Origin of the sequence: Herminiimonas sp. Marseille-P9896 (assembly GCF_903993245.1) — a bacterium.
Classification (GTDB): domain Bacteria; phylum Pseudomonadota; class Gammaproteobacteria; order Burkholderiales; family Burkholderiaceae_D; genus Oxalicibacterium; species Oxalicibacterium contaminans.
In genome coordinates this window covers 868,205-880,941 of sequence record NZ_CAJEVT010000003.1, presented here as the reverse complement: position 1 = coordinate 880,941, position 12,737 = coordinate 868,205, and the positions used below count along the sequence as shown (strand labels likewise).

At 54.9% G+C, this 12,737-nt stretch carries 10 protein-coding genes; 7 read left to right on the top strand and 3 right to left on the bottom strand.

Translation table 11 applies throughout. The features are described 5' to 3' along the window. The first annotated feature begins 209 nt into the window (after positions 1–209). Genes H7U06_RS14375 through H7U06_RS14355 form a run of 5 tightly spaced genes read left to right on the top strand, consistent with a single transcriptional unit; the run spans position 210 to position 3,857 of the window. Positions 210–1,715 (top strand): YdiU family protein, encoded by a 1,506-nt coding sequence (locus tag H7U06_RS14375; protein WP_175626776.1) that lies wholly within the window; start codon positions 210–212, stop codon positions 1,713–1,715. Further along, positions 1,712–2,119, top strand: a complete 408-nt coding sequence (gene msrB / locus H7U06_RS14370) for a peptide-methionine (R)-S-oxide reductase MsrB (RefSeq protein WP_175626775.1) — start codon at positions 1,712–1,714, stop codon at positions 2,117–2,119. Before H7U06_RS14375 ends, msrB begins: the two co-directional genes overlap by 4 nt. Before the next feature lie 11 nt (positions 2,120–2,130). Further along, positions 2,131–2,751, top strand: coding sequence for a septation protein A (locus tag H7U06_RS14365; protein WP_175626774.1), 621 nt, complete (start codon positions 2,131–2,133; stop codon positions 2,749–2,751). Continuing rightward, positions 2,748–3,017, top strand: coding sequence for a BolA family transcriptional regulator (locus H7U06_RS14360; RefSeq protein WP_175626773.1), 270 nt, complete (start codon positions 2,748–2,750; stop codon positions 3,015–3,017). The genes H7U06_RS14365 and H7U06_RS14360 overlap by 4 nt, the downstream gene beginning before the upstream one ends. 60 nt (positions 3,018–3,077) lie before the next feature. Then, entirely contained in the window at positions 3,078–3,857 is a 780-nt protein-coding gene (locus H7U06_RS14355) for a peptidylprolyl isomerase (RefSeq protein WP_175626772.1), read from the top strand. Between the two features lie 744 nt (positions 3,858–4,601). On the opposite strand, the gene purL is transcribed toward H7U06_RS14355, so the two are convergent. From purL to H7U06_RS14340, 3 genes are all read right to left on the bottom strand, one after another. Beyond that, positions 4,602–8,606 (bottom strand): phosphoribosylformylglycinamidine synthase, encoded by a 4,005-nt coding sequence (purL, locus tag H7U06_RS14350; RefSeq protein ID WP_175626771.1) that lies wholly within the window; start codon positions 8,604–8,606, stop codon positions 4,602–4,604. A 209-nt stretch (positions 8,607–8,815) separates the two neighbouring features. Beyond that, the gene (locus tag H7U06_RS14345) at positions 8,816–9,220 is read right to left on the bottom strand and encodes a DoxX family protein (RefSeq protein WP_175626770.1); all 405 of its coding nucleotides are present in this window, start codon (positions 9,218–9,220) and stop codon (positions 8,816–8,818) included. Positions 9,221–9,641: 421 nt separating this feature from the next. Further along, the gene (locus tag H7U06_RS14340; protein ID WP_175626769.1) at positions 9,642–10,814 is read right to left on the bottom strand and encodes an AI-2E family transporter; all 1,173 of its coding nucleotides are present in this window, start codon (positions 10,812–10,814) and stop codon (positions 9,642–9,644) included. A 255-nt stretch (positions 10,815–11,069) separates the two neighbouring features. Between H7U06_RS14340 and H7U06_RS14335 the strand changes: the two genes are divergently transcribed. Further along, positions 11,070–11,219: a lmo0937 family membrane protein gene (locus H7U06_RS14335; RefSeq protein WP_124572489.1), complete on the top strand. Its 150-nt coding sequence runs from the start codon at positions 11,070–11,072 to the stop codon at positions 11,217–11,219. 268 nt (positions 11,220–11,487) lie between these two features. Next, positions 11,488–12,732 (top strand): D-amino acid dehydrogenase, encoded by a 1,245-nt coding sequence (locus H7U06_RS14330; RefSeq protein ID WP_175626768.1) that lies wholly within the window; start codon positions 11,488–11,490, stop codon positions 12,730–12,732. Positions 12,733–12,737: the final 5 nt, after the last annotated feature.

Sequence of the window (12,737 nt, the reverse complement as noted above, 5' to 3'; positions counted from 1 at the left end):
TATGGGATATTTGTGACTAAAAACGACTCTGACCCTAAGGCTTTAAAACCCGTGCTTGCGCAGATGCGCACAACCAATTTTCGCTTCTCTGTCAAAATACGCTCTTAACTCGTACTTAACTTTATATCGACGTCGCCACATACACGTCAATACCGTAGCACTACTGTAGTACTTGTCAGATAGCCGCGATAGAAACACAGGAATGTAATATGAATGCACCCAAGCCGCCGTACCCGCTCTATCGCACCGACACCCTGCCGCTGGAAAATTCCTTCGCTGCACTGCCGCCTGCGCATTACACGGCATTGATGCCTACGCCTTTGCCTGATCCCTACATGGTCTGTGCCAGCGCCTCGACCGCAGCATTGATAGGTCTGGACTTTGCAGAAACCAGCACAGAATCTTTTATCGAGGCATTCACCGGCAATCGCCTGCTGCCTGAGTCCAAACCCTTATCGGCGGTTTATTCAGGCCATCAGTTCGGCGTCTGGGCTGGCCAGCTCGGCGATGGCCGCGCCATCCTGCTCGGCGATGTACCGGCACCGGAAGTCGAGCCATCCGGTCGCCTTGAGTTGCAACTCAAAGGCGCGGGCCTGACACCCTACTCGCGCATGGGCGACGGACGCGCCGTGCTGCGCTCCTCGATACGTGAATTCCTCTGTTCAGAAGCAATGGCAGCGCTCGGCATACCGACTACGCGTGCACTGTGCGTCACCGGCTCGGATCAGCTCGTCATGCGCGAACAGGCGGAAACCGCAGCCGTCGCGACACGTGTTGCGCAAAGCTTCATCCGCTTCGGTTCCTTTGAACACTGGTTCTATAACGAGAAGCATGAAGAGCTGAAAGTGCTTGCTGATTACGTCATTGACCGCTTTTACCCCTGGTTCCGCGCCAGCGCCAATCCGTACAAGGATTTGTTGACGGAAGTCACGCTACGTACCGCGCACATGATCGCGCACTGGCAGGCAGTCGGCTTCATGCACGGCGTGATGAATACCGACAATATGTCGATACTCGGCCTGACACTGGACTACGGCCCGTTTGGCTTCATGGAAGCCTTCAACGCCACCCATATCTGCAACCATACCGACCAGCAAGGCCGTTACTCCTATGCGCGCCAACCGCAGATAGGCGAATGGAATTGCTATGCACTGGGGCAGGCACTGCTGCCGCTGATAGGCGACGTGGAAGAAACCCAGGCCGCGCTGCGCATCTACAAACCGGCGTATTCCGAGAAATTCGAAGAATTGATGCATGCCAAACTGGGGCTGAAAACGCGCCAGTCCGACGATCGCCAGCTCATCGACGGCCTGTTCGGCATCCTGCAGGACAGCCATGTCGACTTCACGACTTTCTTCCGCCAGCTCGGCAATCTGCAGCCGGGTAACAGCGACAGCCATGAAGACTTGCGCGATCTCTTCATAGACCGTGCCGCATTCGATGCCTGGGCGCTACAATACGGCGCGCGCCTGCAGCAGGAAAACAGCATAAACGGCGAACGCAAGCTTGCAATGGATGCGGTCAACCCCAAATACATCCTGCGCAATTATCTTGCGCAAATCGCCATCGAAAAAGCGCAGAATAAGGACTACTCCGAAGTCAGCAAATTACTGCAGGTGCTGGAAAAACCGTTTGACGAGCAGCCCGAGAATGAGAAATATGCTGCACTACCGCCCGACTGGGCCAACGATCTGGAAGTGAGTTGTTCATCATGATAGACAAAGTAATCAAAACCGACGCCGAATGGCGTGCCATGCTGGATGACATGGAATACGACGTGACCCGTCATGCCGCGACCGAAGCACCATACACCGGCCGTTACTGGGATCACCACGAATTCGGTATCTACACCTGTGTGTGCTGCAACACCCCGCTGTTTGCATCTGACACCAAATTCGATTCCGGCTGCGGCTGGCCGAGCTACTTCAAACCGTTGAACCCGGCGAACATCAAGGAAAAGATGGACCGTGCCTACGGCATGATACGTACGGAAGTCATCTGCAACGTCTGCGATGCGCATCTGGGTCACGTCTTCAATGACGGTCCCCCGCCTACCGGCCTGCGTTACTGCATCAACTCCGCGTCACTGCGTTTTGACCCGGCTCCAGAACTGAAATAAGGCAAGCTCACATGAAATTCTTGTTCGACCTGTTCCCGGTCATCCTCTTCTTCGGCGTCTTCAAATGGGGCGAAGGCAACACCGAAGCAGCGCAAGCGTTCGGCCAGCAATATCTGTCCGGCGTGGTATCCGACGGCCTGGTGACGGCAGCGCAAGCACCTATCCTGCTGGCGACCGCGATTGCCATCGTGGCGACCATCTGCCAGATCGCCTACCTGCTGGTCAAAGGCAAAAAGATCGACAAAACCTTGTGGCTGTCACTTGCCATCATCGTCGTCTTCGGCGGTGCGACCATCTACTTCCACAATGAAACCTTCATCAAATGGAAGCCGACCGTGCTGTACTGGTGCTTTGCCGCAGCCCTGCTCTTCAGCCAAATCTTCCTGCGCAAGAACCTGATCCGCACCATGATGGAGAAGCAAATGTCGCTGCCGGAAGGTATCTGGCATCGCCTCAACCTGTCCTGGGTCGCCTTTTTCATGACGATGGGACTGATCAATTTGTACGTTGCCTATAGTTTTTCCACTGCAACCTGGGTCAACTTCAAGTTATTCGGTGGCATGGGACTGATGGTGGCTTTCATCGTGGCGCAAAGCCTTTTCCTCTCCAAATACATGAAAGAACCGCAATGAGCGCACGTATGGATCGCATCCAGGCCAGGCTGAACGAAACTTTTGCACCGCTCGAATGTCAACTGGAAGACGAATCTGCCCTGCATGCTGGCCATGCCGGTGCAGCCTCCGGTGGCGGACATTTCCGGTTGCGCATCATTTCGGCGCAATTTGAAAAGCAGAGCCGCATAAATCGCCATCGGCTGGTGTATGATTGTCTCGATGACATGATGCACAAAGAAATACATGCATTAGCCATTACTGCCTTAGCGCCATCCGAAGTCTGACGCGCGCCGGGAATTAATAGCTGTCACTCTCAAATAAAATAACTTCCATTAGGAATATATATGACTTTAAAACCTGCTCATTTGCTGGCCGCCTTAATCGTATCTGCATCACTGCCTGCGATGGCACAAAACCTGGCCGTAGTGAATGGCAAGCCCATTCCATCTTCCCGCGCTGATGTCATGATCAAGCAAATGACCTCCCAAGGTCAGCAAGACACACCGGAACTGCGCGCGATGGTCAAAGATGAACTGATCAACCGTGAAATCCTGATCCAGGAAGCAGACAAACTGGGCCTGGGTACAAACGCTGACGTCAAAAACCAGATCGAAATCGCACGCCAATCCATCCTGATCCGTGCCCTGGTGGCTGACTACCTGAAAAAGAATCCGGTCAAGGATGCCGACATCAAGGCTGAATACGACCGCTTCAAGGCGCAAGCCAGCGACAAGGAATACCACGCTCGCCACATCCTGGTTGAAAAAGAAGACGAAGCAAAAGCCATCATCGCCAAGCTGAAAGGCGGCGCGAAGTTTGAAGACCTGGCCAAAGCATCTTCCAAAGATCCTGGTTCGGCAGCAAACGGCGGCGACCTGGACTGGGCATCCCCAGCTTCGTTCGTGAAGCCATTCTCCGATGCGATGGTCGCCCTGAAAAAAGGCGAACTGTCGGAAACACCGGTGAAGACACAATTCGGTTACCACGTCATCAAACTGGACGACGTACGTACAGCGAAGATCCCTACCCTGGAAGAAGTGAAACCGCAAATCGCGGAATCGCTGCAACAGAAAAAACTGCAGGCGTTCCAGCAACAACTGCGTAGCAAAGCGAAGATTCAATAATCTTTGATTCGCTTGTTAAAAAGCCCGCTTATGCGGGCTTTTTTATTGTTTGTTTGGTTTGCGGTTTGCTGGTGCTGATTATTTTCTCTCTCCGTAGAGAGCGGGGTTGCCGGGGGTGGCCCGGCAGCCACTCACTTTTCTTGTCTCGCCAAGAAAAGTAAGCAAAAGATGGCGACCACGGCGCCGCTGCCCCTTCGGGGTCCCCGTTTGTGCGGGACAAAAAATGGGAAGTGGGCGAAACTCGCTACGCTAACGCTCCGCTCAGACACACCCACTTCTTTTTCCATTTTCTGTCCCGCACAAACGGCATCGTCACAGTGGACTACCAACCACAGCCTCTTTGCCAGCAACGCATATACCTCTCTTCAACAAGGCTGCTGCTTTTGACGTTCCGCATCTGACGTTGCCAAGGCCAGTGAGTGTCAGACGGATTAAGGGCGCAAACTTGTCTGAGCGTAGCGAGTTTGTTTGCGACCCCGGCTGACGCTCGCTGGACTTGGGTGACACACTTTAGTGTGCAACGGCTCTTGCGGTCGCCTTTCTTTGCTTACTTTCTTTGGCGAAGCAAAGAAAGTGAGTAGCTGTCGGGCTACCCCCGACAACGCACTTCTCCACGGAGTGAGCACCAAGTCAGCAACATCAACACGCAAACCAACCCACCAATAAAAAATGCCGCTTAGTAAAAACCAAGCGGCATTTTCAACACAGGCCTGTGCCAAAAGCACAAACCCAACTACTCCCTTATCACCCCACCCACTTACGCGCATTACGGAACATACGCATCCAAGGCGAATCCTCACCCCAGGTCTCAGGATGCCAGCTCTGCTGCACGCTACGGAACACACGCTCCGCATGCGGCATCATCACCGTAAAGCGGCCATCAGGCGTCGTCACCGACGTAATACCTTGCGGCGAACCGTTAGGGTTGTATGGATAGCCCTCTGTCGCACGACCCTTGTTATTGATAAAGCGCATCGCTACCAGCGCTTCATTGATATCACCGGTCAGCGAGAAGTCGGCAAAGCCTTCACCGTGTGCCACAGCAATCGCAGTTTGCGTACCCGCCATGTCATTGAAGAAGATGGACGGCGAATCCGCCACTTCAACCATGGTGAAACGCGCCTGGAATTGTTCAGCCTTGTTGCGAGTGAATTTCGGCCATGCCTGCGCACCCGGGATGATGGATTTCAGGTTACTCATCATCTGGCAACCGTTACAGATACCCAGTGCAAAGGTGTCCTGACGGCTGAAGAAGGTCGCAAACTGTTCTGCCAACTGATTGTTGAACAGTATGGTTTTAGCCCAGCCCTCGCCTGCACCCAGTACGTCACCATAGGAGAAACCACCGACCGCGATAACGCCCTTGAAGTCGCTCAGATGTGCACGGCCGCTGATCAGATCACTCATGTGGACGTCGACTGCGGTGAAGCCAGCCTTGTGCATGACATAGGCGGTTTCGATATGCGAATTGACGCCTTGTTCACGCAGGATCGCCACGTGCGGACGTACACCGGTTGCGATGTATGGTGCAGCGATGTCTTCCTGCGGATCGAAGCTCAGCTTAGGTGTGATGCCCGGATCCAGCTTGTCGAGGATGCGATCGTATTCAGCATCGGCACAATCCGGATTGTCACGCAGACGGGCGATGCGCCAGCTGGTTTCGCTCCAGAAACGATGCAGGTCTATGCGCGACTGGCTGTAGATAGCCTTGGCATCACGCGTGAATTCGATTATGTCGTTGTCGTTCGGTTTGCCGATGATGTGGCTGCATGCACCCAGATTGTATTCACGTAGTACATTCATGACTTCCGATTTTTGCTCGGCGCGGACCTGGATCACAGCACCCAGTTCTTCATTGAACAAGGCGCGCAGGGTCAGGTCGTTGCGACGTTCTGCGACCTGGGTGGTCCAGTTCTTCGCATCGCCGCCATCGCTGGCGTGCTCGCCTTCCAGCGTCAGGATGTCCAGGTTCACCGACAGACCGCTGTGACCGGCAAATGCCATTTCACACAAGGTCGTGAACAGGCCACCGTCGGAACGATCATGGTAGGCCAACAGTTTGTCTTCCTTGTTCAGGCGCTGGATCGCGTTGAAGAAACCTTTCAGGTCTTCTGCGCTATCCACGTCCGGTGTTTCATTGCCGATTTGCTGCATGACTTGCGCAAATGCCGATGCGCCCATACGGTTCTTGCCACGACCGAGGTCGATCACGATCAGTACGGTGTCACCGGCATCGGTACGCAGTTGCGGCGTCAGAGATTTACGTACGTCATACACCGGCGAGAAGGCGGATACGATCAGCGACACTGGCGATACAACCGCCTTGTCTGTCCCTTCATCCTTCCAGGTGGTACGCATGGACAAGGAATCCTTGCCGACCGGGATGCTGATGCCAAGTGCCGGGCACAGTTCCATGCCGACTGCCTTGACGGTGTCGAACAAGGCTGCGTCTTGCCCCGGCTGACCGCAAGCGGCCATCCAGTTGGCGGACAGTTTGATATCGGAGATATCAGCGATAGGAGCAGCAGCAATATTGGTCAGCGCTTCACCGACGGCCATACGACCGGATGCTGCTGCATTGATGACTGCCAGCGGGGTACGTTCACCCATGGCCATCGCTTCACCCAGATAACCTTCAAAGCTCATTGTGGTGACGGCGCAATCGGCGACCGGTACCTGCCACGGACCAACCATCTGGTCGCGCACGGTGGTACCGCCCACAGTACGATCACCGATGGTGATCAAGAAGGATTTGTCAGCAACCGTAGGCAGGCGCAGTACGCGTACCGACGCTTCCAGCAAGTCGATGCCGGTGACGTCTATCGCTGGCAAGTCTTGCTGTACGTGTGTGACATCGCGATGCATTTTTGGCGGTTTGCCGAGCAATACATCCATAGGCATATCGACCGGATTGTTGTCGTGTTCCGGATCGATGACTTTCAATTGACGCTCTTCGGTCGCAGTGCCGACAACTGCAAACAGGCAGCGCTCACGTTCACACAGATAAGTAAATTGCGGCAGGCTTTCCGGTGCAATCGCCAGCACGTAACGCTCCTGCGATTCATTGCTCCAGATTTCCTTCGGTGCCATACCGCTCTCTTCCAGCGGCACTTTGCGCAGATCAAAGATCGCACCACGTTTAGCATCGTTGGTGATTTCCGGGAAAGCATTCGACAAGCCGCCTGCACCGACGTCATGGATGGAGAGGATAGGATTGGCATCCTGCATCGCCCAGCACGCATTGATGACTTCCTGTGCACGACGTTCCATTTCCGGATTGCCGCGTTGTACCGAATCGAAATCCAGATCTGCTGTATTGGTGCCGGTAGCCATCGACGATGCGGCGCTACCGCCCATGCCGATACGCATGCCTGGGCCACCGAGCTGGATCAGCAGGCTGCCGACTGGCAGATCGTGTTTCTTGGTGTGCTTGGCCGAGATGCTGCCGATACCACCGGCGATCATGATCGGTTTGTGATAGCCGTTGACGGTGCCAGCGACGTTTTGTTCGTAGGTACGGAAGTAGCCACCCAGGTTAGGACGACCGAATTCATTGTTGAAAGCTGCAGCACCAATAGGACCATCGACCATGATTTCCAACGGCGAAGCAATACGGTCCGGTTTGCCGTAGACCGGCGCAGTATCGGCGACTGGCTTGGTGACGTCATGGCTGTTTTCCCATGCCTGTACGCCATCCGGCAACATCAGGTTGGAAACGGTAAAACCACTCAGGCCCGCTTTCGGCTTGGCACCGCGACCGGTTGCGCCTTCGTCACGGATTTCACCACCGGCGCCAGTCGATGCGCCCGGGAATGGCGAGATAGCTGTCGGATGGTTGTGCGTTTCCACCTTCATCAGGATGTGTGTCAACTCTTGCGACGCTTCATACACATTACCTGCAGCTGCGCCGCGTGGGTAGAAACGGGTGACGGTTGCACCTTCGATGACCGACGAGTTATCGCTGTACGCAACCACGGTGCCGCGCGGCGCCAGTTGGTGCGTATTCTTGATCATGGCAAACAGCGATTTATCCTGTTTGACGCCGTCTATGGTCCAGTCAGCGTTAAAGATTTTGTGGCGGCAGTGTTCGCTATTGGCTTGCGCGAACATCATCAGTTCGACGTCGGTCGGATTACGCTTGGCAGTTGTGAACGCCGCCAGCAGGTAATCGATTTCATCGTCGGACAAGGCCAGGCCGAGTTCTGTGTTGGCATTGATCAGCGCAGCTTTGCCACCTTGCAGCAGATCGATGAAGGCCAGCGGTTTGGCTTCCAGCTCACCGAATAAGCCTGCCGCTTCATCGGCGCTACGCAATACCATTTCAGTCATGCGATCGTGCAGCAGCGCTTGAACCGCTAAGGTGCTCTCTTCCGACAGATGACGCGCACCGCCGAGCAAACCGGATTTCACATGGACGACATAGACGATGCCGCGCTCGATGCGACGGATACCAGCCATGCCGCAGTTGTGCGCAATGTCGGTCGCCTTGCTGGCCCACGGGGAAATCGTGCCGAAACGCGGGATAACAACAAACTCGTCGCCTTCCAGCTTCGCGCTGAACGGTTCGCCATATGTCAACAGCGCATCCAGGCGCCGGACGTCGACTTCTGCGATGGGCGCAGCCGAGTCGACAAAATGCAGGTAACGGCCGGTGACACCGACGATGGCATGGTCGACTTGTTGCAGTTGGTTTAAGAGGCGTTCAGTACGAAAAGCAGACAGGGCGTTGGAACCTGGCAAAATCAGCATGGCGAGAAGGTAGTTGAGGCGAAAAAACGGTCAAATTCGGCCGTCGCTCCGCGAGTTAGATCAGAAACCGTGATTATACCGCGACCGGGCGTCTTTACCTCCGAATTCATGGCTAAAGCAGCAAGGCGGGTTTAGCCATAAATGCAATAAAGGGGCACATTTTCATGCGCCCCTTCATCTATAACGGTCTATCCCGGCTTATTGCAGCGTCAATTCCACCTGCCGCCGCGCCCGCCTATGCTGAAGCGCCCCGCTCCCAGCAAGACCAGCGCCAGTGCCGCCACCAGGAACATACCCTGTAATTCCAGCGACCAGCCACCTGTCTCATTGAGCGTAAACAGCTGTTTGGTATGCACCAGCACAATGGCAAAAACCATATTACCGGCAATAATCAATGCCGCCAGCCGCGACCAGATGCCGACGATCAGCAGGATGGGAGCGATGACCTCACCCAGATACACCAGATAGCCCACTGCTGCCGGCAATCCGGCGCTGGTCGTTGCACTGATTACGAAAGCCGGTCCAGCAATGATTTTTGCCATCCCGTGCAGCAGGATCAGGCCGCCCAGTACCACCCGCAAAATCAGTTTGCCAAGATCGTCAGTATTTTGCATATCGTCCATCCTTGTTTGAGGTTGATGTCCCAGCGCTCCAGGCCCGTCTCACAGGCCGAAGTGCAACCGATACGAAGTCATATTGCCATAGCAATAATACTCCCGATAAACAGGAAATGTGGTGCCGGGAATAGATGGCGCTTATCGGTTCTAGAACTCATTTCACAAATATCCGCGAGTGCGAACGCGGCTATTTGGGAGGTAGTGCAAGGCGTGTCGCGCCGCCAAGGGTGGTCCCCTTGGCAAGCGGCGCAACGCAGCAATACGCCCAAATAGCCCGTTCCCTCCGGGTTCTTACCAAAAGCGGCGCTGGCCGCGTTGTGCTCCTTGCGCATAGGCCACTATGCGACGCGTCGCACGCCTTGCCAGTGCCTCATTTGGTAAGAACGCATCTCACGGATATTGATGAAATGAGTTCTAATTATTCGCCCAACAACTCTGCTATCACCTGCAAACCGTCCACATGTTCGCAAATGACCTTGATGATGACGATAATCGGGATCCCCAGCAACAAACCGCATACACCCCACAGCCAGGCCCAGAACAGCAGCGAGACAAAGACCGCGACCGCATTCATCTTGGCGATGCGCCCCGTCATCCAGGTAGTGACGAAGGTGCCGACGACGGTGGCGATAAAGAGCGTCGCCCCGCTCACTGCCAGTACAGACGAAAAAGTCCCGAATTGCATAAAGGCGGTGACACCGGTTGCCGCCATGATCAGCAGCGGGCCAAAGTAAGGGATGATATGCAGGACACCCGCAGCCAACGCCCAGGCCCCTGCATTTTCCAGTCCTATCCAGTGCAAGGCACCCCACATCAGCAAGCCGAACAGGACATTCGTAACCAGCAGCATGAACATATAGTTCTGGATCGAGGTATTGATCGCGTCCAGTATCTGTACCGTGATCTTGCGTGTATGCAGGGTACGCCCACTGATCTTGACCAGCTTGCGCCGGAACATATCTCCCGACTGCAGGAAAAAGAAGACCAGGAAAATCACCATCGTGGCCTGCCCCAGGAAACCCACCACACCTATAGAGCTGGCCCATAACCACTGACTGAGATTAAAGACCGATTGTTCGACCGTGCCTTTCGCCACAGGGCGTCCGCCCGCAGCCTGGTTGGTCGCCTTTTCAATTTCGGTTGCCGCCGCCTGCATTTGCTGGATGGTGCTGCCCTGACCTCTTTGCAGACTCTTCACCGCGCGCGCCAGTTTTTGCGTGGCGGTCGGCAAACTGACCAGGATGGAATTGAACTCATCGCGCAGATTGTTGGCTGTCAGCGCAGCGCTGCAAACGATGGCAATAATCACGACCGATGTACCCAGCAGACGCGGTACACGGATGCGCTCCAGCCATACCACCAAGGGATTTAGCGTGTAGGCGATAAAGATACCGAACAGCAGCGGAATGAAGAAAGCGTGCGCCACCGACAAGGCAAAGACAAAGGCCACGGTGGCGATAATCGTCAGCGCCACGCCGCGTGCATTGACGGGCAAATGGAGAACTCCGGCCGAAGGCACCGGCTCCAGTGGCATCCTGACCGGACTAACGGCGTGTTCAGGCGCGGCCGTTTCTGTATTTTTATCAGTCATATGGATACTCGGAAATAAATCCTGTGAGCAACAAACTCACAGCAGACGATGGCTTAAGGGACAAGGATTGTCCCATATGCATAACAAGAAAGCATGTTGATTTCAGTCCTGCCTACACCTGCAAACAACAAATTTCCCTTATGTACGATAACGTACGGACAACATTACCGGATCCGGCGCACACTATGGTTGAAGGTGCATAAGCACATGCGGCAATCACTCCGCATCTATCGTTCGAATTCACAAGGAGACCCTATGCTCTATACCATTGCAGTAGTACTCGTCATTCTTTGGCTGGTTGGCTTGGTCAGTTCCTATACTATCGGCGGTTTCATCCACATCCTGTTGGTGATAGCCGTTGTGTTGATTCTCTTGCGCATCATCAGTGGGCGCAAACCGTTCTGACGTATCAGGGCTAGCCAGGCGGCGCGTCATGGCCGCGACAAAAACCGCACCTGTTGGTGCGGTTTTTTTATGCTTTAAGCCAATTTTCCGGAGATCGGTAAACGACGAATAAACGACTTGTTTTTCGCGACTACGTACTGGCCGGGCCCAATATGAGCCGCTTTGCCACGCTTTTTTGCTAATTTTCAAAAATTTGCACCACTACTGCTGGCACAGCAATGTATCCGCTTGGTAACATGACGGGCTAATTCTGGGAAGGATAGAAGTAATGCAAGTAGCGGTTATCGGTGCAGGTGTCATTGGGGTAAGTACCGCCTATTTTCTGGCCGAAGCAGGACACGAAGTGGTCGTCATCGAACGCCATAACAATGTGGCAGAAGAAGCCAGCTACGGCGACTCCGGCATCCTCGCCGCCAGCAGCATTGCACCATGGGCCGCACCAGGCGTCCCGCGTTCCTTTCTTTCCCATCTGTTGAAATCCGAAGCACCGCTCATGCTGAACCAGCCGTGGCGACCTTCGATGCTGGGCTGGATGCGGCGCTGGATGAAGGAAGCGGACGTAGAACGCTACCGCATCAATCGCGAACGCATGCAACGCATCGCGTTTTACAGCCGTGACATCATGCAAATGCTGCGCGAACGCCACCAGCTGGATTACGAACAAACACCGGGTTACCTGCAACTGTTCCGCACCGAACGTGACCTGCAGCTGGCGCAAACCGCTTTCGATTACCTCAGCGAACACAATATCCCGCATAAAAAACTGGATGCTGGCCAGGCGCACACCATCGACTGCGCACTGAATCCGAATACACCACTGGCTGGCGCCCTCTACTTCCCTGAAGATGAAGCGGGCAACTGCCCTTTATTCACACGTCAGATCCGCGCGCAAGCACAAGCGATGGGCGTAGAGTTCCTTTTTGGTAGTGAAGTCAAATCGATTGAAGAGTCGAAGCGCGGAGTACACCTGCAAATCGACGATCACAGCTTCTCCGCCGAATGCGTAGTCGTTGCTGGCGGCGCAGACAGCGCCAAGCTGCTGACACCATTGGGGCTGCATTTACCGCTGCGTGCGGTGAAAAGCTACTGCGCCACTGCCACCATCCGCAACTTCGAATCAGCACCAGTTGCCGCAGTCGTGGATGAAGCCTACAAGGTTGCCATCACACGCATGGGCAAACGCATACGCGTAGCTGGCACGGCAGAGCTCGGATCGCATACACCTGAATTGCGTCAGAAAGCCTTGAACACACTGCTCAAGGTTGGCTATGACTGGTTCCCTGATGCATGCAACTACAACACAGCCGCATTCTGGTCCGGCAGCAGCCTGGCCTTGCCGGATGGCCCGCCATTGCTGGGCGCGTGCCGGGTACGGAATGTCTACATCAACATCGGTCATGGCAGCACGGGCTGGGCGATGGCAGCGGGTTCAGGCAAGGTAGTAGCCGATGTCATTTCCGGTCGCACGCCAGATATCGACCTCGATGGTTTGACCCCTACGCGTTATTCCTGATACCT

Bases quoted from the DNA above. Each gene is read 5' to 3' on its own strand.
- H7U06_RS14360 (WP_175626773.1), top strand. From the start codon at position 2,748: ATGAGCGCACGTATGGATCGCATCCAGGCCAGGCTGAACGAAACTTTT.
- H7U06_RS14355 (WP_175626772.1), top strand. From the start codon at position 3,078: ATGACTTTAAAACCTGCTCATTTGCTGGCCGCCTTAATCGTATCTGCA.
- purL (WP_175626771.1), bottom strand. From the start codon at position 8,606: ATGCTGATTTTGCCAGGTTCCAACGCCCTGTCTGCTTTTCGTACTGAA.
- H7U06_RS14330 (WP_175626768.1), top strand. From the start codon at position 11,488: ATGCAAGTAGCGGTTATCGGTGCAGGTGTCATTGGGGTAAGTACCGCC.
- H7U06_RS14340 (WP_175626769.1), bottom strand. From the start codon at position 10,814: ATGACTGATAAAAATACAGAAACGGCCGCGCCTGAACACGCCGTTAGT.
- H7U06_RS14345 (WP_175626770.1), bottom strand. From the start codon at position 9,220: ATGCAAAATACTGACGATCTTGGCAAACTGATTTTGCGGGTGGTACTG.
- H7U06_RS14335 (WP_124572489.1), top strand. From the start codon at position 11,070: ATGCTCTATACCATTGCAGTAGTACTCGTCATTCTTTGGCTGGTTGGC.
- H7U06_RS14375 (WP_175626776.1), top strand. From the start codon at position 210: ATGAATGCACCCAAGCCGCCGTACCCGCTCTATCGCACCGACACCCTG.
- H7U06_RS14365 (WP_175626774.1), top strand. From the start codon at position 2,131: ATGAAATTCTTGTTCGACCTGTTCCCGGTCATCCTCTTCTTCGGCGTC.
- msrB (WP_175626775.1), top strand. From the start codon at position 1,712: ATGATAGACAAAGTAATCAAAACCGACGCCGAATGGCGTGCCATGCTG.